The sequence below is a fragment of the Nocardioides plantarum genome, assembly GCF_006346395.1.
Classification (GTDB): Bacteria; Actinomycetota; Actinomycetes; order Propionibacteriales; family Nocardioidaceae; genus Nocardioides; species Nocardioides plantarum.
Genome location: NZ_VDMS01000001.1, coordinates 1,512,354 through 1,535,940 on the forward strand (window position 1 = coordinate 1,512,354; position 23,587 = coordinate 1,535,940).

19 protein-coding genes are annotated in these 23,587 nt (G+C 74.2%); 8 read left to right on the forward strand and 11 right to left on the reverse strand.

The genetic code is table 11. The annotated features are described in order from the left end of the window. Nucleotides 1-4 precede the first annotated feature (4 nt). The 3 genes from FJQ56_RS07110 to FJQ56_RS07120 form a co-directional block, all read right to left on the reverse strand. Entirely contained in the window at nt 5-739 is a 735-nt protein-coding gene (locus FJQ56_RS07110) for a glycosyltransferase family 2 protein (RefSeq protein WP_140008451.1), read from the reverse strand. Between the two features lie 101 nt (nt 740-840). Further along, nucleotides 841-1,878, reverse strand: a complete 1,038-nt coding sequence (locus tag FJQ56_RS07115) for a 3-oxoacyl-ACP synthase III family protein (protein ID WP_140008452.1) — start codon at nt 1,876-1,878, stop codon at nt 841-843. A 44-nt stretch (nt 1,879-1,922) separates the two neighbouring features. Next, entirely contained in the window at nt 1,923-2,519 is a 597-nt protein-coding gene (locus FJQ56_RS07120; protein WP_140008454.1) for a winged helix-turn-helix domain-containing protein, read from the reverse strand. A gap of 81 nt (nt 2,520-2,600) precedes the next feature. Here FJQ56_RS07120 and FJQ56_RS07125 point away from each other — a divergent pair, with 81 nt between their 5' ends. The 3 genes from FJQ56_RS07125 to FJQ56_RS07135 are packed head-to-tail and all read left to right on the forward strand — an operon-like array spanning nt 2,601 to nt 5,630. Continuing rightward, the gene (locus FJQ56_RS07125) at nt 2,601-3,872 is read left to right on the forward strand and encodes an MFS transporter (protein WP_140008456.1); all 1,272 of its coding nucleotides are present in this window, start codon (nt 2,601-2,603) and stop codon (nt 3,870-3,872) included. A 9-nt stretch (nt 3,873-3,881) separates the two neighbouring features. Next, a complete protein-coding gene (locus FJQ56_RS07130) occupies nt 3,882-4,730 on the forward strand; it encodes an SCO6745 family protein (protein WP_140008458.1) in 849 nt (282 codons plus the stop codon). 24 nt (nt 4,731-4,754) lie between these two features. Further along, on the forward strand, nt 4,755-5,630 hold the full coding sequence (locus FJQ56_RS07135; protein ID WP_140008460.1) for a DNA-formamidopyrimidine glycosylase family protein: 876 nt from the start codon (nt 4,755-4,757) through the stop codon (nt 5,628-5,630). Nucleotides 5,631-5,683: 53 nt separating this feature from the next. Here FJQ56_RS07135 and FJQ56_RS07140 read toward each other — a convergent pair whose 3' ends face one another. After that, nucleotides 5,684-6,640 carry a helix-turn-helix transcriptional regulator gene (locus tag FJQ56_RS07140; RefSeq protein ID WP_211350773.1) on the reverse strand — a complete coding sequence of 319 codons (957 nt, stop codon included), beginning with the start codon at nt 6,638-6,640 and terminating at the stop codon, nt 5,684-5,686. 62 nt (nt 6,641-6,702) lie between these two features. Here FJQ56_RS07140 and FJQ56_RS07145 point away from each other — a divergent pair, with 62 nt between their 5' ends. The 4 genes from FJQ56_RS07145 to FJQ56_RS07160 all read left to right on the forward strand — a co-directional run bounded on the left by FJQ56_RS07145 (nt 6,703) and on the right by FJQ56_RS07160 (nt 10,619). Next, nucleotides 6,703-7,707, forward strand: coding sequence for an ABC transporter ATP-binding protein (locus tag FJQ56_RS07145; protein ID WP_140008461.1), 1,005 nt, complete (start codon nt 6,703-6,705; stop codon nt 7,705-7,707). Beyond that, nucleotides 7,704-8,525: an ABC transporter permease gene (locus tag FJQ56_RS07150; RefSeq protein ID WP_140008463.1), complete on the forward strand. Its 822-nt coding sequence runs from the start codon at nt 7,704-7,706 to the stop codon at nt 8,523-8,525. The genes FJQ56_RS07145 and FJQ56_RS07150 overlap by 4 nt, the downstream gene beginning before the upstream one ends. Nucleotides 8,526-8,780: 255 nt before the next feature. Beyond that, the gene (locus FJQ56_RS07155; protein ID WP_140008465.1) at nt 8,781-9,389 is read left to right on the forward strand and encodes a response regulator transcription factor; all 609 of its coding nucleotides are present in this window, start codon (nt 8,781-8,783) and stop codon (nt 9,387-9,389) included. A 3-nt stretch (nt 9,390-9,392) separates the two neighbouring features. Further along, nucleotides 9,393-10,619 (forward strand): FAD-dependent monooxygenase, encoded by a 1,227-nt coding sequence (locus tag FJQ56_RS07160; protein WP_140008467.1) that lies wholly within the window; start codon nt 9,393-9,395, stop codon nt 10,617-10,619. On the opposite strand, the gene FJQ56_RS07165 is transcribed toward FJQ56_RS07160, so the two are convergent. Genes FJQ56_RS07165 through FJQ56_RS07190 form a run of 6 tightly spaced genes read right to left on the reverse strand, consistent with a single transcriptional unit; the run spans nt 10,571 to nt 20,257 of the window. Further along, nucleotides 10,571-11,500 carry a thiopeptide-type bacteriocin biosynthesis protein gene (locus tag FJQ56_RS07165; protein ID WP_140008468.1) on the reverse strand — a complete coding sequence of 310 codons (930 nt, stop codon included), beginning with the start codon at nt 11,498-11,500 and terminating at the stop codon, nt 10,571-10,573. The two genes, FJQ56_RS07160 and FJQ56_RS07165, sit on opposite strands and share 49 nt — an antisense overlap. Nucleotides 11,501-11,509: 9 nt before the next feature. Then, a complete protein-coding gene (locus FJQ56_RS07170; protein ID WP_211350774.1) occupies nt 11,510-13,036 on the reverse strand; it encodes a nitroreductase family protein in 1,527 nt (508 codons plus the stop codon). Further along, complete coding sequence (locus FJQ56_RS07175; protein WP_140008470.1) at nt 13,033-14,967, reverse strand: TOMM precursor leader peptide-binding protein; 1,935 nt, start codon at nt 14,965-14,967, stop codon at nt 13,033-13,035. The genes FJQ56_RS07170 and FJQ56_RS07175 overlap by 4 nt, the downstream gene beginning before the upstream one ends. Then, nucleotides 14,964-16,460 carry a hypothetical protein gene (locus FJQ56_RS07180; protein WP_140008472.1) on the reverse strand — a complete coding sequence of 499 codons (1,497 nt, stop codon included), beginning with the start codon at nt 16,458-16,460 and terminating at the stop codon, nt 14,964-14,966. Before FJQ56_RS07180 ends, FJQ56_RS07175 begins: the two co-directional genes overlap by 4 nt. 1 nt (nt 16,461) lies before the next feature. Then, complete coding sequence (locus tag FJQ56_RS07185) at nt 16,462-19,140, reverse strand: lantibiotic dehydratase (protein ID WP_170215303.1); 2,679 nt, start codon at nt 19,138-19,140, stop codon at nt 16,462-16,464. Further along, nucleotides 19,133-20,257: a hypothetical protein gene (locus FJQ56_RS07190; RefSeq protein ID WP_140008476.1), complete on the reverse strand. Its 1,125-nt coding sequence runs from the start codon at nt 20,255-20,257 to the stop codon at nt 19,133-19,135. Before FJQ56_RS07190 ends, FJQ56_RS07185 begins: the two co-directional genes overlap by 8 nt. Nucleotides 20,258-20,646: 389 nt before the next feature. Here FJQ56_RS07190 and FJQ56_RS22390 point away from each other — a divergent pair, with 389 nt between their 5' ends. Next, nucleotides 20,647-21,243, forward strand: coding sequence for a hypothetical protein (locus tag FJQ56_RS22390; RefSeq protein WP_211350775.1), 597 nt, complete (start codon nt 20,647-20,649; stop codon nt 21,241-21,243). Between the two features lie 288 nt (nt 21,244-21,531). Here FJQ56_RS22390 and FJQ56_RS07200 read toward each other — a convergent pair whose 3' ends face one another. Then, nucleotides 21,532-23,217 carry a reverse transcriptase domain-containing protein gene (locus tag FJQ56_RS07200; RefSeq protein WP_140008478.1) on the reverse strand — a complete coding sequence of 562 codons (1,686 nt, stop codon included), beginning with the start codon at nt 23,215-23,217 and terminating at the stop codon, nt 21,532-21,534. Nucleotides 23,218-23,587: the final 370 nt, after the last annotated feature.

Genomic DNA, 23,587 nt, shown 5'->3' on the forward strand with positions numbered 1-23,587 from the left:
GCGGTCAGCGCGGGTCGGGCGTCAGCCGGCCCGGCCCCTGGTCGAGGTACCAGCGCGCGGCGCCCACGACGCCGTACGCATCGATACGGCGCATGGAGTTCTCGGAGACCATCGTGCGGCGCTGCTGGATCGCCGTCGTGCAACGGCGGACGCGGTTGAGGAAGGTGCGGTCGGTGGGCGAGGGCAGCCTCGGCATCCCGCCGCACCGCTCGTAGAGGTCGGCGGTGACGGCCATGTTGTTGCCCGCGTGCATCTGGTAGGGCACGAGGTAGTCGGCACCCCGGTTCTTGGCGCGGTAGCGGCCGAACAGCGCGGCCCCGACGACCATGCCGCGGAAGGCCGCGCGGGCCAGCACGCCGTTCTCGTCGCGCCGGGCGACGAGGTGACCGCAGACGAGCTCGGCCCCGTCGGCGAACCCGGCCCTGACCTCGGCGACCCAGTCGCGACGCGGCAGGCAGTCGGCGTCGGTGCGGGCCAGGTGGGTGGCGCCACCGGCGATCGCCGCACGGAAGCCGGTGTCGACGGCGCACCCCACCCCCTTCTCGGGCTCCTCGAGCACGTGCACGACGAACGGGACGGTCCGTGCGAACTCGCGCGCGATCGCACCGGTGCGGTCACGCGAGCCGTTGTCGACGACGACCAGGGTGACGTCGACGTCGGTCTGGGCGGCGAGCGCGGCGAGCGTCTGCGGGAGCGTCGCCTCCTCGTCGTACGCCGGGACGATGATCCAGAGGTCCATGTCGGGCCCCGGCATGAATCCCCGGGTACCCGGGGATTCCTGCACTCCGGGGGCGTTGCAACGCCCCAGAAGCGGATGAGCAGGGCCCGAGGTCCGGCGGCTCACGACTTGGTCCAGAGCGTCGACATCACCGACACCCCGCCGCCCAGGCCGAGCAGCAGGGTGGTGTCGCCGGGCTGCAGGCGGTCCCACTGGCGGCTGAGCTGGAGCGGCAGGGTGGCCGAGGCGACGTTGCCGTGGGTCTCGACGGTGACGTCGAGCAGGCGGCGCGGCACGCCGGTCACCTCGCAGAAGCGGTCGACGTACGGCGTCGTCACCTGGTGCACGAGCACGGCGGCGAGGTCGTCGATCTCCAGTCCGGCATGGGCGAGCGTGGAGTCGAGGATAGCGGGGCCGATCTTCTCGAAGACCCGCTTGAGCTCCCGGCCGGCCCCGGTGAAGTAGAGCTTGTCGTAGTCGCGCGGGTAGCGGCTGCCGCCGCCGAAGATGCCGCCGACCTCCCAGTGCTCGCTGTGGGTCTCGGTCTCGGTGCGCCCGAAGCCGCCGGTCTCTACCGGCTCGAGGACGACGGCCGCGCCCGCGTCGCCGAAGGTGTAGCCGGCCACGTGCTGCGCGGCGTGCCGCACGTCGTCGACGGCCCAGCGGGTCGAGAGCGAGGGCGTCTCGCCGGTCACGACGAGAGCAGTGCTCGCGCGGCCGGTCTCGATCATCGCGCGGGCCAGGTCGAGACCGTTGAGGAAGGAGTTGCACGCGTTGGTGACGTCGAGGCAGTGGGCGCCGGCGCCCAGGGCGTGGTTGACGACGTGGGCGGTGGCGGGCTCGACGAAGTCCCGGGTCGCGCTGGCGAACAGCAGCAGGTCGACCTCCTCGGGCTCGCGGCCCGCCATGGCCAGCGCAGCGCGACCGGCCTCGATCGCGAGCGACGAGGCCCACTGCTCGCCCTCGACGACGACGTGGCGCTCGCGGATGCCCGTGATCCGCTCGAGCAGACCGGCCGGGAGCGCGAAGCCGGACGCGGCCTCGACCCGGGCCTGGAGGTCGGCGGTGCTCAGCAGGGTCGGCGGCAGGACGTGGGCGGCGGCCGTGATGCCGACCCGGGGCGCAGGGACACGAGGGGGGTGGTTCGGGGAGCCGGCCATGGGGCGAGGCTAGGTGAGCGACGCCCCCGACCGTGTGAGTACGGCTACTCCCCGGGCTCCGTGCCGCCTCCCGGACCGCCGCGACCCGGGTGGGGCTGGAGCGCGGAGAAGTAGAGATAGGTACGGCGCCCCTCGCCGTCGCCGCCCCGGGTCCGCCGCGACCAGCGGTCGACCACGTCGAGCAGCTCGTCGTTGAGGGCGCGGGCCTCGTCCTTGGTCAGGCGCAGCGTGGACTCGCCGACGCTGCGCATGCCGTCGTCGCCGCGCTCACCCAGGTGGGCCTGCTGGACGACGTACTGCGCCCAGGCCACGGCGTTGCGCTGGTAGACGTCGAGCGCGGCCGCGCCGCCGGGCTGGTCGGTGAAGTCGTCGTAGCTGATCGACAGGCCTCCCTCGTGGGCCACCCGCCAGACCCGGTCGCGCTTGTCGCGCGCGGCCTCGGGGTCCTCGACCACGAGGCCGTACTTGGCGAGCTGGCGCAGGTGGAAGCTCGCCTGGTTGGCGGGGATGTCGAGCTCGCGGGCGATGTCGGCGGCCCGCATCGACCCCTGGGCAGCGAGCTCGTCGAGGATCCGGTTGCGGACCGGGTGGGCGATGGCGCGCAGCACCAGGGGGTCGTGCAGGACCGTGGGCTCGGGCATGGGCGCACGCTACCAAGATGCGCACCACTAAGTGCGCACCATGTATTGCGCATTAACTAATGCGCACCATATGGTGCGGACATGCCGTCGTACCGCCACCTCGCGCGCAACCGCGACTTCACCGCGCTGTGGGTCAGCCAGACCGTCTCCAGCCTGGGCAGCCGGATGAGCATGTTCGTGTTCCCGCTGCTCGCCTACGCGCTGACCGGGTCGACCGTCATGGCCGCGCTCGCCGAGACGGTGCACCTGCTCGGTCTCGCCGGGACCCTGCTCCCGGCGGGCGTGCTGGCCGACCGCGTCGACCGGCTGCGCGTGATGCGGTTCTCCAGCGGCACCGGCGTGCTCCTCTACGCCTCGCTCGCCGTGGCCGGGGTCGCGGGCCACCTCGGGCTGGCCCACCTGCTCGTCGTGTCGTTCCTGACCGGGGCGTGCGCCGGGCTCTTCGCGCCGGCCGAGACCTCCGCGGTCCGCAGCGTCGTCGACACCGAGGACCTCACGACCGCGCTGTCGCAGAACCAGGCCCGCGAGCACGTCGCCGGACTCCTCGGCGCCCCCGTCGGCGGTGCGCTGTACGCCGTGGCGCGCTGGCTGCCGTTCGCGGCCGACGCCGCGTCGTACGCCGTGTCGTGGCTGCTGCTCGGCCGGATCCGGACCGACCTCTCCCCGGTCCCCCTGGCGCCGGGCGAGGCACGGCCCCGCGTGCGCGACGACCTGAGGGCGGGCGCCGGCTTCGTGCTGAGCCGACCGTTCTTCCGCACCATGCTGGTCTGGTCGGCGCTGACCAACCTCGCCGTCAACGCACTCTTCTTCGTCGCGGTCCTGCGCCTCATCGCCGCCGGGGTCGACCCCGTCCACCTCGGTCTGGTCGAGACCGCCGCCGGGGCCGCCGGGATCCTGGGCGCGATCATCGCGCCCTGGATCATCGAGGGCGTCGCGACCGGGCGGCTCACCGTGGTGATCGCCTGGAGCTTCCTGCCGCTGCTGGTGCCGATGGCGCTGTGGAACAGCCCGGTGGTGGTGGCCGGTGCCCTGGCGATCGTGCTGCTGCTCAACCCCGCCGGTAACGCCGGCATCGGCGCCTACCGGATCGCCGTCACCCCCCGCGACCTGCTGGGCCGCACCCAGTCGTTCTCGCAGTTCGCCTCGATGTCGGTGATGCCGCTGGCCCCGGTGCTCGCCGGGCTGGCGCTGACGCTGCTGGGCGGGGAGGGCGCCGTGCTGGCGCTCGGTGTCCTGGTCGCCGTGGTCGCCCTGGTCCCGACCCTGAGCCGCACCGTGCGCTCGGTGCCGCGACCCGCGGTCTGGCGGGCCGAGCTGGCCGACGCCGAGGCCGACGCCCTGGTCACCGTGTAGACAGGGCGCGTGGACGCCACCGTCGCCGGCCGCACGGCCCGCACCCTCGAGACCCTGCACGCGCTCTGCTACTTCGCCCCCGAGGTGAACGACGAGCTGGTCGCGCTCGGGGTGCGCACCGGCCGGGCGACGTACTTCGCCTCCCGCTCGGCGGCGATGGGGGCCGTCGGGGGTGGCACGGTCGCGGCGACCTTCTTCGTCTTCAGCCCGTCGCTCGTGGCCAAGTTCGTCCCTGCGGTCTGGTCCGCCGCCTCGCCGGAGGCCGTGGTCGCCGCGCGGCGGCGCGCTGTCGACGCGGCGTACCGGCGGCTACTGGGCGACGAAGCGCTCGGCTCGCCCGAGGTCGCCGAGGCCGCCGAGCTCACCCGCGCGGCCGTGGCCGGCGCCGACCCCGCCGGTCGCCCGCTGTACGCCGCCCATGCCGACCTCGACTGGCCCACCGAGCCCCACCTGGCGCTGTGGCACGGGCTCACGCTGCTGCGCGAGTACCGCGGCGACGGCCACGTCGCTGCTCTCCTCGCCCACGGCCTCACCGGCCTCGAGGCCCTGGTCACCCACACGGCGACGGGCACGGGCTTCACGCAGCCGGCCGCGCAGCTCACCCGCGGGTGGTCCGAGGAGCAGTGGGCCGGTGCGGTCGCCTCCCTCGCGGCGCGCGGCCTGATGACCGACGACGGCACGCTCACGGAGGCCGGGGCGGCGCTGCGCACCTCCGTCGAGGCTGCGACCGACGAGATGGCCGTCGGCCCGTGGGCGACCCTCGGCGAGGACGGCCGCGCCCGGCTGAAGGAGATCGGCAAGCCGCTGGTGATGCGGGCCGTCGCCGCCGGCGCTTTCCCGGAGGGTGTCTTCGCCTGAGGCGTCGCCCGGCATGATCGAGGCATGCCGGAGGGGGACAGCGTCTACAAGCTCGCGCGCCGGCTCGACCGGTCGCTGCCGGGCCGCGCCGTGGTGCGCTCGGACCTGCGGGTCCCCCGGCTGGCCACTCGCGACCTGGCCGGGCGGACCGTGCTCGAGCACGCGACGTACGGCAAGCACCTGCTGACGCGGTTCTCGGCTCCGGCCGGCCCGGGCAGCGCGGGCGGCTCGGCCGACGGCGTCCCGGTCACCCTGCACAGCCACCTGCGGATGGACGGCGAGTGGTCGGTCACCGGGCCGGGCAAGGTGCTGCCGCGGCGGATGATGGACGGCGTCCGGCTGGTGCTCGAGCTCGACTCCGGCTCCACCGCCTGGGGCCTGCGGCTGCACGACCTCGACCTAGCGGCGACCAGCGACGAGTCGCGCTGGGTCGGCCACCTGGGGCCCGACCCGCTGCGCGACGACTGGGACCCCGCCGACGCCGTACGACGCCTGCGCGCGACGCCCTCCACGCCGTTCGTCTCGGTCCTGCTTGACCAGACGCGGGTCTGCGGGCTCGGCAACCTCTGGGTCAACGAGCTGGCGTTCGTCATGGGCGTCAGCCCGTGGACCCCGATCGGCGAGGTCGACGTCGAACGGCTCGTGACCCGCGCCGCGACCGCGCTGAAGCACTCGGCGACGGTGCCCGGCGCCTACCAGGTCACCACGGGGCTCTCGCGGCGCGGCCAGGACCACTGGGTCGCCGGGCGCGCCGGACGGCCCTGCCTGCGCTGCGGCACCGAGGTGCAGGTCGTGGCCGAGCTGCCGAACGACGCGGCCCACCGGCGTACGTGGTGGTGCCCGCACTGCCAGCCGGGCGTGGGTCCCGAGACGCGGGTGCCGACCTCCCGGCCGGGATAGTCCCTGACGTAGATCAAGGTCCGGTGGCAGAAATCCTTGATTTACGTCAGGGACTATCCCGCCGAGGCGGCCATCACGGAGGCGACGCGGGCGACCTCGGCGCGCAGGTCGTCGGGCGAGTCGATCTCGAACGGCGCGCCGACCTGGGCGAGCACCATCACCGGCCAGGCCAGCGAGTCGACCTTCATCGCCAGCACGCAGGCGTCGTCGCCGGTCTGCGTCACCTCGCCCCAGCGACCGACCGCCCCGCGCACCTGGGGCGCCGGGGCGGCGACCCGGACCCGGACGTCGTAGCGCTGCGGGATCCGCCGGAAGCCGGCCTCGACGAAGGCGAGCGCGTCGCCGCCGGGCAGCTCGCGCGGGCGGAACCGCTGGCCGGTGGCCACGGGCGCGGAGATGCGGTCGACCCGGAAGGAGCGCCAGTCCTGGCGGTCGCGGTCGTGGGCGACGAGGTACCAGCGCCGCCCGAGCGAGACGAGGCGGTGCGGCTCGACCCGGCGGTGGGTCACCTCGGCGCCACGAGCCGCGTAGTCGAAGGTCAGCGGCTCGTCGTCGCGGCACGCCTGGGCGAGCGTGGTGAGGATCGTGGCGTCGACGGTGGGCCCTCCCCCGCCCCACGGGCCGGGGGTGTCGGTGACGGCCTTGAGCGCGTCCATCCGGCGGCGCAGCGGCGCCGGCATCAGCGCGACCACCTTGGTCAGCGCCTGCACCGAGGTCTCCTCGAGTCCGCCGACCGAGCCGGCCGCGGCGGTGCGCAGGCCGACCGCGATCGCGACGGCCTCGTCGTCCTCGAGCAGCAGCGGCGGCAGCTGGCCGCCCGCCCGCAGCTGGTAGCCGCCGGCGACGCCGCGACTCGCGTCGACGACGTACCCCAGGTCGCGCAGGCGCTCGATGTCGCGGCGAAGCGTGCGACCGCTGACCTCGAGACGGGTGGCCAGCTCGTCGCCCGGCCAGTAGCGGTGGGTCTGCAGCAGGGACAGCAGCGAGAGCATCCGGGCGCTGGTGGACATGGCGCCACACTAGATCGGATTGAGGCCACAACCTGACCTAAGCCGGTCCTAGCGTCGACGGCATGACCCAGCCAACAACTCCCGTGATCCGCACCCGGGGACTGACCAAGACCTTCACCCGTCACCAGCAGGTCGTCGCGGCCGTCCGCGACCTCGACCTCACCGTCGAGGACGGCGAGCTCGTCGCCTTCCTCGGCCCCAACGGCGCCGGCAAGTCGACCACGCTCAAGATGCTCACCACGCTGATCGCGCCGACCTCCGGCACCGCCGAGGTCGCCGGGCACGACGTGGTGCGCGAGCAGCGCGCCGTACGCCGCTCGCTCGGATACGTCGGCCAGGGCAACGCCGCAGGACACCAGCAGCGCGGGCGCGACGAGGTCGTCAGCCAGGCCCGCGCGCACGGCCTGTCCCGCTCGGCCGCCGCCACCCGCGCCGACGAGCTGCTCGCGGCGTTCGACCTGACCGAGCACGCCGGCCGGCCGGTCTCGACGCTGTCGGGCGGGCAGCGCCGCCGCCTCGACGTCGCGATCGGGCTGGTGCACCAGCCACGGCTGATGTTCCTCGACGAGCCGTCGACCGGCCTCGACCCGCAGAACCGCGTCAACCTGCAGGAGCAGGTGCAGCGGCTCAACCGCGAGCTCGGCACCACGATCGTGCTGACGACCCACTACCTCGAGGAGGCCGACGCGATCGCCGACCGGGTGGTCGTCATCGACCACGGCCGGATGATCGCCGACGACAGCGCGACCCGGCTCAAGTCCGGGCTCGGCGACCTCGTCTCGCTCGGGTTCGCCGGGCCCGACGACGCCGCCCGGGCCGCGGAGCGTGCCCGCCGGATCGACGGCGCGAGCGTCTGCGTGGACGGGTCGGCGGTGCGGGTGCGCGTGGCCCACGGCCGCGACCTGGCACCCGGCCTGGTCACCGACCTGGCCGCCGCGGGCACGCCCGCGACCCGCCTCGAGGTCGTCGGCGCCACCCTCGACGACGTGTTCCTGCACCTGACCGGGCGCAGCCTGCGCGAGACCGACTCCACCACCCCCACCCAGACCGAAGGAGCCGCAGCATGACGACCACCGACCTGACCCCCGCGTCCACGACCACTCCCCTGCCGTCGTACGACGGACCCGACGTCGAGCCGGGCTTCCTGGCCGACACCTGGAACGTGATGACCCGCGAGCTCAAGCCGATGCTGCGCGAGCCGGCGTCGGTGCTGTTCGCGATGGTGCAGCCGCTGGTGTTCCTCGCCCTGTTCGCGCCGCTGCTGCCCGACTCGAGCGCGTTCGGCGGCTCGGCGCTGCAGTGGTTCGTGCCCGGCATCATCGCGATGACGGCGCTGATGGGCGCGTCGATGACGGGATCCAACCTGACGCTCGAGATCAACACCGGCTCGCACGAGCGGCTGCTGGTCTCGCCGCTGCGGCGCTCGTCGCTGCTGGTCGGCCGGGCGCTCAAGGAGGTCGTGCCGATGCTGGCGCAAGGCGTGCTGATCGTGGCCGTCGTGACGCCGTTCGACTTCGACCTGCACCTCGGCGGCGTGCTCGTCGGGCTCGCGGTCCTGGCACTGTTCAGCGTCGGGATCGGCGCGCTGTCGTTCGCGCTGGCGATCGTCTCGGAGGGCCAGGACTGGCTGTTCTGGACCGTGCAGCAGACGTTGATCTTCCCGCTGCTGCTGCTCGCCGGCGTCCTGCTGCCGCTCGACGGGGCGCCCGGCTGGCTCCGCTTCCTCGCCGACCTCAACCCGCTCGGCTACATCATCGAGGCCGAGCGCGCCCTGTTCGCCGGGTCGTTCCCCGTCGACACCGTCGGGTACGGCGTCCTCGCGGCCGCCGCCGTCGCCGTCCTGGGTCTGGTGGTCGGCCTGCGCACCATGCGCCGTTCCAGCTGACCCGTCGCCCATGGTCGACGGGTCAGCGAGGAATCCACGTCGACCCGTCGCCCATGGGCGACGGGTCGGCCTTGGGTCGGGCTGCTCGGTCAGTGCTCGGTCAGTAGGTGCCACCACCACAAGTGCACCCCGGGCAGGCGTTGTGACGGCGGGACACCGGGCGCAGGCTGCACGCATGGGAGTACACCGAGGGAGCAAGCAGGACCTGCGGGCACGGTGCAGGGCCACGGACGTCGGCGCGCACGGGGCGGGCCGATGAGCACGCTGCGGCTCCTCGTCTGGCACGAGTGTCGACTCACGGCGGAGGTGATCGCGGAGTCGTTGCGGGCGGCCACCGCGGCGACGTCGATCCTGGTCCTGAGCGACCTGCACGACCTGGGCCGCGAGGCGGCCCGGCTGGGCCGGTGCGTGGCCGTGGTGGCCGGCGACATCGGGGCCGCCGTCCTCGACGTCGCCGAGAACCTGTCGAGCGAGGCGCCGGGCTGCAACGTCGTCCTCGTCGCCACGCAGCCGACCCCGGCCCTCATCGACCAGGCCACCCGCGGCGGCTCGATCAGCATCGTCAGCCACAACGCCGGCATGGCCCACCTCGTCCACGCGGTGCGCGGTGCGGCGGCCGGGTGCCCGACGATCGACGTCGCCGTCGTCCGGCCGCGCGCCGCGGCGGAGGCCTCGCCGCTCAGCCGGCGCGAGCGCGACGTGATGATCCTGACCTCCACCGGCTGCCCCATCAAGGAGATCGCGGCCAAGCTGTTCCTGACCCCCGGGACCGTGCGCAACGTCAGCTCCTCGGCCATCCGCAAGGCCTCGGCCCGCAACCGCTTCGAGGCCGCGCGAGTCGCGAGCAGCCACGGCTGGCTCTAGGCGGTGACGGCGAGCGGCGCTGGGACCGGGCCCACGACCGAGGCTCTCGACGACGTCCTGGTCCTCGGTGCGGGCATCGCCGGACTCGTGCTCGCCGGGGCCTGGGCGCTGCGGGGTGGCCGGGCCACCGTGCTCGACGCCGCGGCCTCGGCCCCGGCAGCGGGTGGCGGACTCCAGCTCGCCCCGCCGAGCGTCGCGGTCCTGCGTGGCCTGGGCGTCGACCTGGCCGGCGCGGTCACGATCCACACCCAGCAGACCCGCGACCGCGACGGTCGGCTCCTCGGGAGCACCCCGCTGCACGGGTGCGCCGGACGGTACGCCGCGCCGTACCTCACGGTGCGTCGCGCAGACCTGCACGCGGCCCTGCTCGAGCGCGTCGGCGACCTGACCGACGTACGTCCCGGGACCGCGGTCACGGCGGTCGACGACCCGGACGACCCGGTCGTCACCCTGGCCGACGGACGGCGGCTCGTGGCACCGGTGGTGGTCGGGGCCGACGGCATCCGCTCGGTCGCCCGGGCCGCGCTGGCCCGTGACGCACCGGTCTACTCCGGGCTGTGGGCGCACCGTGCCCTGGTCCCGGTCGCCGACCTGCCCGTCGCCGTGCGCGAGCACCTGCGCGAACCGGTCGTCCGGTTGTGGGTGGGGCCCGGGGCGCACGTGGTGACCTATCCCGTCGCCGGTGGCCGCGAGCTCAACCTGGTGGTGGTCACGGGTGGCGACGACGACGCCGCGGACGCGCCGGCCTGGACGGCGAAAACCGACCCCGACGCCCTGCGTCACCGGCTCGCCGGCTGGGCGCCCGACGTGCGTGCCGTCCTGGACGCCGTCGGGGTGCTGCGCGGTCACGCCGTGCACGACCGTCCGCCGCTCGCGCGCCTGGCCCGTGGCCGGCTCGCGCTCGTCGGCGACGCCGCGCACCCGATGGCGCCGTTCCTGGCGCAGGGGGCCAACCAGGCCGTCGAGGGCGCGGTCGAGCTCGCCGCCGCGCTGCGCGCGGAGGACCGGGCGGCCGGGCTGGCGGCGTACGGACGACGACGTGCCGTCCGCGCCGGGGGCATGCAGCGCGGGTCGCGGGAGGCCGTCGACCTGCTGCACCTGTCCGACGGGCCGGCGCGCGACGAGCGCGACCGGGCCTGGGCCGACGAGACCGGCCTGGCCCACCGCGACGGGCTCTACGGCTACCCGGTGGCCACGCTGCTCGGGAACGCCCGGGCGAGCAGCGCGTAGGTCCGCAGCTCGTCGAGGATGCCGAGGCCCAGCCGGTTGTGGGTCATGTGGACCTGCGACGACACGATCTCACCGGGGTGCCGCTCGGGAGCGGTGGTCAGCACGTCGTCGACCAGGCCGGCGACCGCCTCGTGCCAGGGGGCGAACGGGCCGTGGTCGCGCGGGTGGACGGGTACGCCGCCGAGGGCCTCGGGCGTGACGGACGACGCCGCGCCCACGACCTCGGCGGGGTAGCCGAACTGCTCGGCCCACCGGCGCCAGGCGCCCTGGCCGATGCCGTAGAACACGGCGTGGTCGGCGGCGTCGCCGAGCGTGGTCGCGGCGGCCACGGTGGCCCGGAGCGCGGCCGCGGCCCGCTGTCCCCGGCTCGGCGAGGAGCGCAGGACCGCGGCGACCATCTGGCTGGACAGCTCGAAGAGCTCCTCGTTGGCCACCATCAGGGCGGGGCCGCCGTAGCGCTGGAGCTCGGGCTCGTAGGTGCTGGGGTGCACGCCGGGGGCCAGTACGTCGCCGGCGACCCGGTCCGACCCGGTCTCGGCGGCGGCGTGGCGGGCGGCCTCGGCGCTGAAGGCCGCGGCGTCGAGCGGGGCCTCGCCGTCGCGCAGCGTCCCCGAGGACCGCAACGACTCCTCGAGCCGTGCCGTCGTCGTCGCCACCTCCGGGGCCGTGAGACCCGCGACCCGCAGGCGCAGGTGCGGCCCGCCCTGCCAGTAGCGGATGAAGAACCACGGGCGGCCGAGCGCGACGACCGCGGGCTCGATCGTCTCGCGCAGCACCCGGTCGCCGGCGCTGGTCGCGGCCGTGCCGAGGTGGAGGTGCCAGGCGGCCCAGGCGCCGACGTACGGCGCGGGGCTCGGGTCGCTGTGGTGGGTGGTCGTCATGTCGTCTCCCTAGTGGCGCAGGTCGAGCTGGAGGCCGCCGGTCGGCGGATCGGTGCCGACGCAGACGGCGATCGAGACCATCTCGTCGGGGTCGAGGCCGAGGACGTCGGCGACGCCGGCCTCGGGGAAGGCACGCATCGGACGCGCCACGAGGCCGTGCGCGGCGGCGGCGAGGCAGAGCCCCTGGGTGATCCAGCCGGCGGAGACCTGGGCGGCGGTCCAGGCCGCCGGACCGTGCCGCCGGACCAGGTCCCGCGGGCGCACCGTGAGGAACCACAGGGCCGTCGCCGAGCCGATGCCGCACCCGACGCCGGGGCTGCGCGGATAGCCGTAGACCGCCTCGACGGCCGCAGCGAGGTGGGCCCCGTCCTGGTGTCCACCGGAGCGCTCGAGGTCGCCACCTGCGGTGAGGCGGTGCAGGCCATCGGCGAGACCGTCGACGTCCTGCAGGACGACCCGGGCGGTGGTCGCCGCGTGCACGTCGGCGAGAAGGCCGGCCGGCGGCGGGTGCCGCAGCCAGGCCACCGCGTCCCGGACGGCGGCGGCCGGCACCCGTCGGGGCAGGAGGCTGAACCCGTGCAGCCCCCGCGGCATCCGTCCGGACCCGCGCCGCCACATCGTCTCGGCCCAGGTGGTCGCGGAAGCCGGCGGCACCAGGTCGTCGGGCACGCCGGCGGGCAACGGCACGGTCGGTCCGGTCACCGGGTGCTCGGCGAGGGCGGCCGCGAGGTCGCGCAGGCACGGGTCGTCCGTGCGCGGCGGCGGTCGTCGTACGGCGGGGGCGAGGGGCGCGGGGGCCGGCACGGCACCCGCGGTCACCGTCCACGCCGGGCTCCACGAGCCCGGGTCGTCGAGATCGACGTCGGCGAGCGGGTCGGCGTCGCCCGGCGGCGTCACCCGCAGCGGTACGCCGTGCAGGGTCGCGGCGACGGCGAGCTGGCGCAGCACGATGCCGAGCTCGAGGCCGACGAGGCTGCCGCGCATCCAGCCGTAGGACTCGGGGATCGCGGTGTAGCGACCGCTCAGTGTCAGGCTCGGCGCGTCGACCGGACCTCTGGCGACCGGCCCCAGGTCGAGGGTCGTCCGGCTCTCCGGGTGCAGGAGCCCGAGCCGGCCCCCGGCCCGCTCGACGGCGCGGACGGGGAACAGGCACCGCGCACTGGGGTAGGCGCGGTGGTCGTTGTAGGGGTTGTCGGGGTCGCGCCGGACGGGGCCGAAGGTGGTGACGACGACGTGTCCCCACGCATCGAGAGGACCGGCGTCGCCTCCACCTCCGACCCCGCCTGCGTAGGGGCGCTCCGCGAGCCGCGCCGTGGCGCCCGTCGGCCAGGGCCGGCCGGGCCCGGCCGGCGTACCCCCGGCGAGGTCGCGCCCGAGGTCGTCCTCGACCGGCGCTCCGTCCTGCGGCACCGCCCAGGCCGGGGTGTCCGGGGCGACGTCACCGAGCGCCGTACGCCACCACCAGCGGTCCTGGAGGATCGGTCCGGCGTCGGCTCGACCAGTGACAAGAGCAGTGCTCTCGAGAGCGGTGCTCACGGGAACGGGTGGGGGTCGAGGAGCCCGGAGCCGAGGTCGGACGGCGGCGCGTCGGCCAGGACGGCGTCGAGGCGCGCGATGCCCTCGAGTCGCTGGTGGGCCTGGCCGAAGCACATCGGCACGGTGCCCGGTACGACGGCACGGACGGCGGCGATGCCCTGGTCGCGGTGCTCGCGGGAGGACTGGTCGACCAGCACGACCTCGGGGCAGCCGGCCGCGGCGAAGCGGTCGCCGACGAGGTGGAGCAGCCCGCGGACGTCGCCGCCGGCCTCGCGGGCGACGGCGTCGGGCCAGCCGGGGAAGGCCTCGGCCAGGGTGGTCGTGGGACCGCCGAGGCAGGCCGCGGCCCGGGGCGCGGTCTCGGGCACGGAGTAGTAGCGGACGTGGTCCTCGAGCTCGAGGACCTGCCACGGGTCGGCCAGCATCGGGGCCACGGTGTCGGGCGTCCAGTCGACCGGGTTGGTCACCAGCTGGGCGACCTCGCGCAGCGCGCTGCGCACCGCGGCGACGGGGTCGATGCCCGACCCGGCCGAGGAGTACGACGCCGGGAAGGTGCCGTCGGGTCGCAGCGCGAGCACCCAGACGACGGGGACGGCGACGTCCTGGGTGGCGACGAGCACGTGCACGTCGTAGCCGCGGCCGTTGACCAGCCGGGTCATCGCGCGCACGGCGTCGTCGTCGATGCTCGCGACCGGGACGCTCGGCAACGGGCGGCGCCGGTGCCAGGCGAGCTGGAAGGCGTCGCGCTCGGCCACCTCGAACAGGGCGTGCACCGCGGCCTCCTCCACCGACGAGCCCACGGCGCAGCCGCTGGACGACTCCAGGAAGCAGCGCCGCGGGCGCCGGTCGTCGGCCCGCGAGGCGCGGACGTCGTGACGGTGGCGGTAGTCGTACTGGTAGAACGCCAGGTCGGCCGGCACGAGGCGCGGGCGACCGGTGGCGAGGTCGTGGCCCCAGACCCAGTCGATCGGCAGGTCGGGGTCGAACGGCTCGACCCGGCTGGTCGGGTGGGCCAGCTGGGCGGCGGAGTAGCGCCCGAGACGACGCGGGTCGACGGCGTGCGCCTCGACCTCGGTGAGGCTGCGGTCGGTGACGGTGGCGACGTCGTACGGGAAGCCGGCGAGCCGCTCGTAGGCCTCCAGCACCGCCACCGAGCGGGTGCCGGCGAAGCGCAGGGACCGGCCGTGGCCCATCACCGGGGACCCCGCGACGACGGCCATGCTCATCGCGAAGGGGGCGTGGGACTCGCGCAGCACCCGGCGCACCGGGCCGAAGCGGTCGTCGACCACGCGGGCCTCGAGCGTCGTCTCGTCGAGCAGGTGGCTGGGGTGCGCGCCCCGTGAGGCGTCGGCAGGGTCGGCGGGGACCGCGGCCAGCTCGAGCGGGGACGGTACGACGACGTCGGGCGACTCCGCGGGCGGGGCGTGGCAGATCGCGCAGGCGACGCTGCGGGCGATCCGGTGGCGGCGCAGCCCGTCGAGGCCGACGGCGAGCAGCTCGCCCGGGCGCAGCGGGTCGGTCGCGAGCAGCAGGGCGGCGCCGGCGAGCAGGTCGGGCAGGGCCGGGTGGGTCGGTGCGTCCGCGGCGGTCCTCGAGACGCCGGCGTGGGCCTCGAGCGGGTGGTCGAGGACCTGGCGCAGCCGGGCCTCGGCGCACCCGGCGCAGGCGGTGCACCCGGCGTCCGTGTCGGGCTCGTGGTGCGGGCCGACCAGGACCTCGTCGGCGGCGACGCGCACGGAGACGTGAGGACGGCCGGTCCGGCGCGAGACGTCGTGGGCGGCGCGCTCGGCGGCGAGGTCGAACCCGTGGTGGACCGTGACGTCGGCGTCGCCGTGGGTCGCGACGGCGGCGGTCAGGTCCGCCAGCGCCTCGGCCAGCGCGTCGGTGCGCCCATCGGTGCGCGCATCGGCACGCACGGCCAGGGTGGTCATCGCGCACCTGCGTCGAGGCGGACAGGCCCGGACCAGAGCGCGACGTCGTCGGGGCCGGGAAGCACGGGATCGTCCACCGCGCGCACGCCGAGCACCGACAGGCCCTCGGCGTCGCAGAGCGCGAGCACCTCGTCGGCCAGCGCGACGACCTGGTCGTCGGTGGCGCGGGACAGGGCGTCGGTGCCGAGCGGGGCGACGTACGACGGCTCGCTCGCCCGGGCAGCCCCGGCTGCCGCGGCGGCCTCGGTGGCCTCGGTGGCGGCCTGGACGAGGGCGCCGACGTCGTCCGCGGCCTCGTCCGCGCTGGGCGCCCAGGCGGCGTGGTCGTCCCGGGTCGCCAGCGTCCAGCCCGTGCCGGGGGCGGCCCGCTCGCCCAGGGCCCGGAGGGCGCCGTCGAGGAGCCAGCGGAGCCGGGTGGTCCCGGCGGCGCCGGCCTCGCCACCGGCGTCCCGGCGCATCTGCAGCGCGAGAGCGAGGGCGACCTGCTCCTGGTCGGCGCCGGCGACCACCCGGGCCGGGCCCTCGTGGGCGACGGCGACGCCGTGGCGCAGGGCGGTCGGCAGCTGCGGCAGGTCGAGGCCGCCGCGGGCGTCGTGGCCGCCGGTCCAGGGGGCGGCGGTGCTCTCGACGAGGGCGCGAAGCGTCGCGGGGTCGGGTGCGGTCTCGGGGACGGCGTCCCGCTCGAGCCGGTGCAGGTCACCGGCGGGGCGGGCGGGCGGGGGGACGACCGTCTCCGCGCGGGCCTCGCGGCCGCTCACGACGACGGCTCTCGTGTCGGCCTCCGGGTCGGCAGCGCGGAGCGCGTCGACGGCCAGCACCACGGCGTACCCGGCAGCGACGAGGTCGGCGCCCGGTCGCGGGAGCGGGCCGCGGTCGAGTCGGGGGGCCCAGGCCTGCACCCGGCGCCACAGGTCGGAGGTCGCGGCGTCGACCGGCCGCACCTCGACCAGGGCGACGTCGTCGGTCAGGCGGACGAGCACCTGGCGCGCGTCGTCGAGGACGAGCACCAGGTCGGCATCCACGCCGGAGCCGGGCGACGCAACCACGCGGCCGACCCCGGCGCGGAGCAGCCCCCGGCGTACGGCGTCGGCGGCGGCACCGTCGCCGCGCACCCGCACGGTGGTGGCCTGCAGCCGGGCGAAGGTGGCGTAGGGGTCGGCGTCGACGGCCTCGAGGTGCGCGATCGCCTCGGCGTGCTCGGCGCGGACGGCGGCGGACGGCGCGGCCACGGTGAGCGCGTCGAGGTCGAGCAGCAGGTCGTGGTCGAGCAGCTGGCTCACGAGGGCCCGCACCAGCGGCCGGGCGGGCTCGCCACCGAGCTCGCCGACCAGCGCGTCCTCGTCGGCGCCCGCGAGCAGCGTCGGCACGAGGGCGTCGAGCGCGAGGGCGAGGACGTCGGAGCCGCGCAGCGAGAGCTCGCCCGCGGCGCCGCTGACGTGGACACCGCCGGGGACGGGGGCGTGGTGCAGGCCGGGCCTGGCTCTGACGGGCATCTCAGCGCTCCTCGGTGGTGGCGGTGGCGGTGGCGGTGCCGTAGCGGAACTCGTCGCCGGGACGCTGCACGACCTCGACGACCCACTCGGTGGCGTGCGGCGACTCCTCGACGCCGGGTGCGGCCTCCTCGAGGAAGCTCACGGTGTCCTGCGCGCGGCGGTCGAGCATCCGGGGCAGGGCGTGGACGGCGACGGCGCTCGCCAGGTCGAGGTACTGCGGCTTGTTGCGCAGCCGGAAGTCCTGCGACTCGGCGGTCACGGCCGAGTCGGGACCGGTGTCGCGCGGGACGGTCTTGAGCACGACCTCGGCCGGGACGTCGTGAGCCGCGCGCCACCGGGTCAGCTCGACGAGCCGGCCCGCGTCGTCGTCGCCCCGACGCAGGGCCTCGTCGAGGTCGGGGCCGGGGTACCAGCGGCGCCGGGCGACCACGACGTCGCCGACGGTGATCCGCGGGAGACCCAGGGTGCGGTCGTGCAGCTCGGGGTGCGCGGCGTGCCACTGGTCGGGAAGGCTGTTGTAGAGCCGGCCGGTCATGGTGAGCCCGGAGGCGACCGACAGCGCCGGCGGGTAGAGCCCCGGGTGGCCGCCGCCGAGGGGCAGCACCCGCAGGCGGGCGCCGACGGCGGGATCGACGACCGCGAGGCGGCCGTCCTCGACGCGGAGCCGGAGCCGGTGCCAGTCCTCGGGGTCGAGTCCGTCCTCGAGCACGCGCGGGTGGGCGTTGACGTTGAGGCCGTGCAGGGCGCGGTCCTCGACGACGCGGGTGCGCTGGTCACCGGGCTCGTCGTAGACGTGGTGCAGGCGGGCGCGGAGCAGCGCGGTCGCCCGGCCGCCGACGGCGGCGTCGGCGCCGAGGAAGCGGGACAGCAGCATCCCGTGCCCGGGCAGGCCGTCGTTGAGCACGAGCCGGTCTCCCGTGCGCTGCACCAGGACGCCGTACGACAGCGGGGTCTGGCGGAGGACGACCGGCAGGCCGGCGAGCAGGGCGCGTACGGCGTCGGGCTCGAGCCGCAGCTCGTCGTCGCCGGCGGCCACGACCTCGTCGAGGCCGGCGTGGACCGCGGCGGTGACGTCGCGGCGCAGCGTGGTGAGCGCGACGACCACAGCACGGGTGGCGTCGTCGACGTCGCCCAGGTCTGTGAGGGCGCGGTCGACGGCGTCCGGGTCGGAGCCGGCGGCGGCCAGGGCCTCGGCCGTCGCGGTGACGTCGCCGACGATCGCGCCGGCGTGCTCGACGAGCCCGATCTCGGCGTCGGGGCCGAAGCGGCGCACGACGAGCCCGGGCATGACCGAGCGGACGTCGTGGAGCCAGTCGAACACCGACAGCAGCCCGACGGCGGGGCCGAGGTCGCCGAGGGCGGTGGCCCAGGTGTCGGGGTCGACGCGGACGGGCGGGACGACGAGGTCCTCGTGCACGGGCACCCGGGCCGGGCGCCCGCTGCGGGCGCTGAGCGCGGCGAGGCCCTGCTCGAGGCGGGCCAGCACGTCGCGCTCCCCCGGCTCGCGGTCGGCGAAGGCGGCGAGCGCGGCGCGCACCTCGGCCACGATCCCGCCGGCCCCCGGGTCGGCGGCGACGGCGCCGGCGAGGAGCCGGTCGATGTCGTCCCAGCGGTCCTCGGGGTCGGCGTACCGGCAGACGATGCCGCGGCGGGCGGCCTCGTCGAGGAAGGTCCGGGCCAGCTCGGGGTCGTCGGTGGCGGCGGCGAGCACGGCGAGCAGGTCGTCGGTACGCCGCGGACCGAGGCGGACGGCGTCGACGAGGACGCCGAGCAGGCCGGCGACGCCGACCGCCATCCGGGTGATGCCGTCGGCACCCTGGCCGAGGAAGAACAGCCGGTCGCCCTCGACGACGGCGGTGGGCGGCAGGCCGCACCAGGCGGCCTGCGGGTCGAGCCCGCCGACGAGGTAGGCGAGCATCACGCGGTCGAGCGAGGGGTACGCCGAGGCGCCGGCCGGGGTGACCGTACTCGGGTCGAGCGCGCCGTCGCCGGCCCGACCGGGCACGGCGAGCGAGACGGCGGTGAAGCGCGACAGCGGACTGGTGCGGACGGCGGCGCGGGTGAGGTACTGCAGCAGGCCGCGCTCGGACTTGCGGTGCCGCGACGTCGGCTCGTCGCCGCGGTCGAGCACCTCGCGGTAGCGCTCGGCCTGGGTGGCGACCTGCGGGGCGACGAGGTCGAGCGAGCGGCGCAGGTCGGGGTGGCCGACCTGGTCGGCGAGCACGACGCGCTCGCGCTGCGCGGCGGCGTCGAGGGTCGTGGCGACCGCGGCGACGAGCTCGTCGCGGCGTGCCCGGGCGGCGGTCCAGTCGGCGATCAGGTCGGCGGTCGTGCCCGTCGAGTCGGCCGAGGGGTTGCGGTCGCGGTGGACGGCACGACGCAGCGCGACCAGCTCACGGCGGGCGTCGGGGTCGGTGGTCTCGCCGACGAGGGCGTGGAGGGCGTCGCTGGTGGTCGCGGTGGTGGCGGAGTGGGCCTGCTCGGCGACGACGAGCGAGGCGAGGAGCGCGCGCAGCTCGGGGTCGGCGAGGCGGACCCGGACGAGCGGGTTGGTGCGCAGGAACCAGAGCCCGTCGGTGACGGCGCGGCGGTCGGCCGGGTCGACCGCGGTGGTGGTCATCGTGGCGTCCGGGGTCGTGCGGAGCTCGACGAGGTCGGGGCCGATCATCGTGCTAGCCACGGACGGCCACCATCCCCTCATCGGCCGGCTGGTCGGCGGCGCCGAGCCGGTCGCGCCAGGTGCTGCAGAGCTCCTCGTCGACGGCGCGGGCGACGGCGTAGCAGGTGTAGTAGCGCTGCATGGGCGGCACGTCGAGCACCGGCAGCTGCTCGTAGACCAGGTTGACCAGGAGCCGGTAGCCGGTGAACCAGCCGCCGTGGCTCGCCTCGACGCCGGCGGCGTGGACGGTGCGGTGGAAGTCGGTGTCGGGCTGCGAGCCGGTCGGTCCCTGGGCGGCGGCGCCGGGCGGTCCGAGGTGGCTGACGTCGTCGGAGCCGCTGACGGCGTCGAGCATCGCGCCGGTGACGGTGCCGCGCGACACGGCGCCGTCGACGACGCCGGAGCAGTAGCCCAGGGCGTTGCGCCACGAGGCGGCGACGCTGTCGGTGCTCCCGGAGATCCGGGCGCGGACGACGTCGCGGAAGACCTCGGCCTCGCCCGCGTAGCGGCGCTCGAACGCCGGACGCACGTCGGCGGTCGGCGCGGTCCAGGCGAAGAAGCCCTCGGCGTGGGAGTGCAGCGAGAAGACGCCGTACCCGATGCCGAGCGTGTGCACGTCGACCATCGCGGTCAGGATCTCCGCGACGCGGCGTACGGCGTTGCCGGGGTTGACCGCGATGCAGTTCAGGGTGGCGGCGAGGGGCACGCCGAGGGTGCTGCCGCAGACCAGCCGCAGCTCGTCGAGCGCAGGCTCGCCGGTGCCGACCTCGGCCGCGGTCAGCACCTGGACCTCGCCGTGGCGGCGCATCGGCAGGTACGGCGGCGGCACCGACTCGAGCCGGCCGAGCTCCCGCGCCATGGGCAGGTAGTCGGCCTCGGTGACGGCGTCCTCGGGAGCCGGCGCCGGGCCGGGATCCACGCTCTGCGCCAGCTGCTGGAGCCGCTCAGGCGTCGCGCCGTCGACGACCAGGTCGACGTGCGGGCCGTGGAGCCAGCCGCGCCGCAGGTGCGCCAACCGGCGTCCCCCGTCGCGTGCCTGCTCCCAGGCCGGTACGGCGTACTGCGCCAACCACGCCTGCGTGATCGGGGCCCGGCTGTAGATCCGCACCCCTCCGGGGCCGGTGTCGAGACTGGTCACTGTCGTCCTCCCGCTCCGCGGCGACCGGTCCCGGCCACCACGCTCCGATCCCGACCCTCACCGCTCGACGCCACCCTCCCGACCCGACGACCGGCGGACCATGACAGCTGTCACCCGCCCGGTGACATCCCCACGCTCGACGCCACCGCAGCCGCAGAGCCCAACCCACCCCAACGCCGGCTGAGGTGCGAGGGCCCCCAGGCCCGAGCCTCGAAGCCCCCGCAACCGGCAGCCCCAACCCCATCGAACGCCGGTCGAGGAGGCCGCCCGCGGCCGTCTCGAGACCACCGGGCCGACACGGCCGACCCACCCTGGCCACTCCCGGCCAGGCACCAACTCCCCCCACCACCGGGGTTGCACCGAGCCCCAGCACGCCTAGCGTGAACGGCATGACCCTCGCCCACCCCGTCACCCGCGTCGACGCAGCCGACCCGACCTGCACCACCCTCGACGAGGGCCTGCGGGTCCGCGGGGTGATGATCCTGTCGATCTTCGCCGTCGTCTGGACCGTGGTCGCTGCCTCGGGGCTCTCCGAGACCGACGCCTCAGCAGGAGCCATCCCCACCGTCGTCGTCGGCGTACTGGTGGCGCTCGCGCTGATCGTGACCGCCCGCCGCAAGGCCCACGACCCCGTCATCGCCCGCGTCCGCCACCTCCCCACCTGGTGGTCCCGCGGCGTCGGCGCCGTCAACATCGGCCAGGTCGTCGTCATCCTCGCCGCGGTGATCGGCCTGTCGCGCGCCGACCAGACCGCCTACATCCCAGCCGCCGTCGCCGTCGTCGTCGGCCTGCACTTCCTCCCCCTGGCCACCGCCTTCGACCAGCCCCAGTACCGCACCACGGCACTCCTGCTCGTCCTCGTCGGCCTGGCCGGCGCAGGGCTCGTGCTGGCCGGCGCCGAAAACGTCGTTGTCCAGGCCGCTGTCGGGTACGCGAGCGCCGTCGCCCTGTGGGCCTCGGCTGCACACGTCGCTACGCGCAACTGACGGAGCCTCCGGCACCGTTGGACGTCGGCGTACGCCGGCAGGTCAAACCGCCCACTACGACGCAGTTGTCGGCACGCAGACTCGCCCAGGGTTGACTGGAGTCTCCATCAGACCCAGAGCGAGGCAGTCGCTCCGACGCATGAGGAGGCGAAACCCGTCCCCGCTCAGGAGCAGACCGAATGCGGTGACGACCATCGTTCGCTCATTGCTGCTCGTTGGTTGGTTTCACGACGGTCGGCGTCGCACTCTCAGGACACGTCCTGAGAGGCCACACTCCCGTTCGTCCGATCAACTGTTCGGGACGCCGCGAACTGCCCCCCACAGACCTTCTTGCACCAGCGAAGGTAGTGAGCCCCGTGGCCCGAGGTACTCAACTGTTGATCTGAGAGTCGGGTGACGGCGGAGAATCGCGTCCTTCTCTCTCTTCTCCAGCCGGTTGACTCTACGCAGGGCCGCCGCACCTTGTCGCACGAGAGCCGGGTCCCAGTTGTTGCTCACTAGATCGACCAGTTTGTCGAGGTCACTGGCCTCCTGGCCTAGCGCGAGCAGATTCATGGCAAGACCCCGCAGATAAGCGGGGTTGTTCGCATCCCAGGCGACGCCACGCGCATAGTCGATCCACTCGGCAGGAGGGGTGCTCAACACCTCAAGCATTGCGGCTAAGAGCCAGGCCCGCTGGTAGTTTTCCATCCCGGGTTCGCTAGGACCCGCGAGGAACTTCGAAAGTGCAACCTGGACCTTCTTCTCGGAAATGAACGACCGCAGGTAGAACGCTGATTCCGGAGAGGCCACGCTCAACCTGTCCAAGCGGTCGATGAGCCGGCGGAGGACCCCGCGATCGACGAGAGTGCCAAGCCGCAATAGAGCAAACTTGGCGTGCTTGACCTTGATCTGTTTTTCTACCAACGCATCCCGGAACAGCTTCCGCAAGACGACCCTAGTTTGAGAGAGACCCTCACGGAAAAAGTAGTCCGCCATGGCGATCGGGTCGGGTGTTCCGGCCCCACGCGTCGAGATCTGCTCCACCTTGGTCTTCGCGCCACTGACGATCAACGCCCTCTCACGGCATAGCACCTCAAATCGCCGTAGCGCTCCGAGCGCCTCGATCTCGGAATCCGCAACGATCCGAATGTCGTCCATGTAGCGGAAGTAGCTGTAACCCTCGCGTTTCATGGTTTCGTCCACCCTTGTGAGGTAGAAGTTACCGAGAAGCCGTGAGGCATCGCATCCGATGGGAAGACCGTGTCCGCTGCTGCGGCGCCACTCGCGAAGCATTCGCCTGATTGTCGCAGTCGTCTTGCGGTCGACGCCGATCGCATCGAGGTCACGAAACAGCACCTCATGGCTGATGGTCTCAAAGTAGCTTACAAGGTCAGTCTCGACAATCCACGTGCTGAACAAGCTTGCGCCGGCGACGGCGCCTTGGAACGCATTCCATTGTTGAATACCTGGCTTGAAGAAGTCCGCGCCCTTTCTGGGATCGAGGCGCGAGCTGAAGACGCAGTCGTCAAGGGCTTCCTCGACGTCCGCCGCGAAACTCTCACACAGCGCGTGGTACGCCACTCTGTCCGGCAACGACATGAGGGTCCCTGCACGGGTCAGCAGATCGCCCTTGGGCACTTCGACGACTTCGACAGGATCAACGCTGCCGTCTACACACGTTTGCTGAGCGGCGCGCAGGACTTCGTCGGGGTGGGCCCGGAAGTCCTCCCAGTGGAGGATGTCAGGGATCCACAACTCGCGTCGATCCGTCCTCATAACCTGTGCCAGCGCTTTTGTGACGTCCACGCTGTGTGCGGGAGACGCTGCTGTCGGAACGCCGGTAACGGTCGGCAGCTTGTCAGCGTGGACGAGCCAACGCCCGCCAATCTTCTGTCCGGCGATACGTCCTTGGCTCAGGTGTCGTTTGACGGTGGCGACCGACAGCCCCAGGCGTAGGGCCGCCTCTTCCACCGTGATGTTCTTGGCTGCCATCGGAAGCTCCTTTGTGAGCGGTTTCGCTCACAGTAGCGCTCACGAACTCGATTGCCAACTACCTTCCGGTCTTGCTGGTCCGTCCACTCGACGCTCAACGCCCCGCCCCGCCCCCGCCCCACCCGATCGGCAACAGCTTTCGCGTGCCTCATCAGGATGCAGAACGGGCGCGGACCACGCCCGTTGCGCCAGAATGACGCAGTGGGTTCTCTCCGATCTGCCTAGCTGCCCCTAGATTGCACAGTCCCGCTAGCAGGAATCCTCGTAATTAAGTGCTGGGTCCTTCGCGGTCTTCGATCAGTCTGAAACGCGCGGCCTGCGTATTCCTCGTTGAACTGCTCAACGTGATCAGTCAGGTGCAGAACTGGCT

Excerpts from the sequence above, each read along its gene's own strand:
- FJQ56_RS22390 (WP_211350775.1), top strand. The coding sequence starts at position 20,647 with ATGACCCTCGCCCACCCCGTCACCCGCGTCGACGCAGCCGACCCGACC.
- FJQ56_RS07120 (WP_140008454.1), bottom strand. The coding sequence starts at position 2,519 with ATGCCCGAGCCCACGGTCCTGCACGACCCCCTGGTGCTGCGCGCCATC.
- FJQ56_RS07200 (WP_140008478.1), bottom strand. The coding sequence starts at position 23,217 with ATGGCAGCCAAGAACATCACGGTGGAAGAGGCGGCCCTACGCCTGGGG.
- FJQ56_RS07155 (WP_140008465.1), top strand. The coding sequence starts at position 8,781 with ATGAGCACGCTGCGGCTCCTCGTCTGGCACGAGTGTCGACTCACGGCG.
- FJQ56_RS07145 (WP_140008461.1), top strand. The coding sequence starts at position 6,703 with ATGACCCAGCCAACAACTCCCGTGATCCGCACCCGGGGACTGACCAAG.
- FJQ56_RS07180 (WP_140008472.1), bottom strand. The coding sequence starts at position 16,460 with ATGCCCGTCAGAGCCAGGCCCGGCCTGCACCACGCCCCCGTCCCCGGC.
- FJQ56_RS07140 (WP_211350773.1), bottom strand. The coding sequence starts at position 6,640 with ATGTCCACCAGCGCCCGGATGCTCTCGCTGCTGTCCCTGCTGCAGACC.
- FJQ56_RS07165 (WP_140008468.1), bottom strand. The coding sequence starts at position 11,500 with ATGACGACCACCCACCACAGCGACCCGAGCCCCGCGCCGTACGTCGGC.
- FJQ56_RS07135 (WP_140008460.1), top strand. The coding sequence starts at position 4,755 with ATGCCGGAGGGGGACAGCGTCTACAAGCTCGCGCGCCGGCTCGACCGG.
- FJQ56_RS07125 (WP_140008456.1), top strand. The coding sequence starts at position 2,601 with ATGCCGTCGTACCGCCACCTCGCGCGCAACCGCGACTTCACCGCGCTG.
- FJQ56_RS07175 (WP_140008470.1), bottom strand. The coding sequence starts at position 14,967 with ATGACCACCCTGGCCGTGCGTGCCGATGCGCGCACCGATGGGCGCACC.
- FJQ56_RS07115 (WP_140008452.1), bottom strand. The coding sequence starts at position 1,878 with ATGGCCGGCTCCCCGAACCACCCCCCTCGTGTCCCTGCGCCCCGGGTC.
- FJQ56_RS07150 (WP_140008463.1), top strand. The coding sequence starts at position 7,704 with ATGACGACCACCGACCTGACCCCCGCGTCCACGACCACTCCCCTGCCG.
- FJQ56_RS07110 (WP_140008451.1), bottom strand. The coding sequence starts at position 739 with ATGGACCTCTGGATCATCGTCCCGGCGTACGACGAGGAGGCGACGCTC.